Origin of the sequence: Micromonospora sp. DT48 (assembly GCF_049844495.1) — a bacterium.
Taxonomy (GTDB): Bacteria; Actinomycetota; Actinomycetes; order Mycobacteriales; family Micromonosporaceae; genus Micromonospora.
In genome coordinates this window covers 1-1,243 of record NZ_JBNCLE010000052.1, presented here as the reverse complement: position 1 = coordinate 1,243, position 1,243 = coordinate 1, and the positions used below count along the sequence as shown (strand labels likewise).

Genomic DNA, 1,243 nt, shown 5'->3' with positions numbered 1-1,243 from the left:
TTCAGTAAGGGCTGCCCGCATCGTGGATCATGAAAGAGGAAGTGCCTTCTGATCTGGGAAGATCTGACTTGTCTAAGGTCCAGATCGCCCGTCACGGAAGGCACTTGCAGGGTGAAGGTTACCGGAACGCGCCCGAAGATCGTGGTCAGCGGTGACGGGCGGGGGGTGGTCGGGCACGCCGGTACGCGCCTGCTCGCCGATATCGCCGATGCCAGCAGGTTGACCAGCGGGTTTAGCGACGCCCTGGCTGTGCTGAGGCGGCGGCAGGCAGGCCATGACCCCGGCCGGGTCGCGGTGGACCTGGCGGTGATGCTCGCCGACGGTGGTGAGGCGATCGCCGACCTGGCCGTCCTGCGTGACCAGGCCGGCTTGTTCGGTGCTGTCGCCTCTGACGCGACCGCGTGGCGGGTGCTGTCCGGGATGGACGCCGCCGCGTTGGCGCGGCTGCGGCAGGCACGGGCCGGGGCGCGGGAGTTGGCGTGGGCGCAGATGGTCGAGACCCGCGGGCACCTGCCCGCCTCGACGGCGGCGGGGATGCCGGTGCCGGGGCTCGTGCTGGATGTGGACGCCTCGATCGTGATTTGCCATTCCGAGAAGGAGTCAGCGACCCGCACATGGAAGAAAACCTTCGGCTACCACCCGCTGTTTTGCTTCCTTGACGGCACCCGTGAGGCGCTGTCCGGGCTGCTGAGAGAGGGCCGGGCCGGGTCGAACACCACCGCTGACCACATCACCGTCCTCGACCGTGCCCTCGAACAGATCCCCGACGCCTACCGCTACGGCACCGAGATCCTCGTGCGTTCAGATTCGGCCGGCTGCACGCAGGGGTTCCTGGCCCACATCCGCAACCTGCGTGAACACGGGATCACCCTGCGGTTCTCCGTCGGGGTGGCGATCACCGAGCCGATCCGTGCGGCGATCCGCGCCGCCACCGGCTGGATCGGCGCCCTCGACAGCGATGGTGACCTACGCGACGGAGCCGAGATCTGCGAGATCACCGGCCTGCTGCCCGCTGACCTGCTGGCCGGCTACCCCCACGGCACCCGGTTCATCGTGCGCCGCGAACGCCCGCACCCCGGCGCGCAACTGACGCTGTTCGACACCATCGAAGGCATGCGCCACCAGGTGATGGCCACCGACACTCCCGCCGGCGGCGCCTCGATCCAGTACCTGGAAGCCCGCCACCGCGCCCACGCCCGAGTGGAGGACCGCATCCGCACCGGCAAGGACACCGGCTTCGGCC

The 1,243-nt window shown here is 69.2% G+C and carries 1 protein-coding gene; it reads left to right on the top strand.

All coding sequences use genetic code 11. From position 1 onward, the window contains the following. Window positions 1–111: 111 nt before the first annotated feature. Window positions 112–1,243 (top strand): IS1380 family transposase (locus ACLQ2S_RS27115; RefSeq protein WP_425703810.1); only part of this gene is annotated, 1,132 nt, incomplete at its 3' end.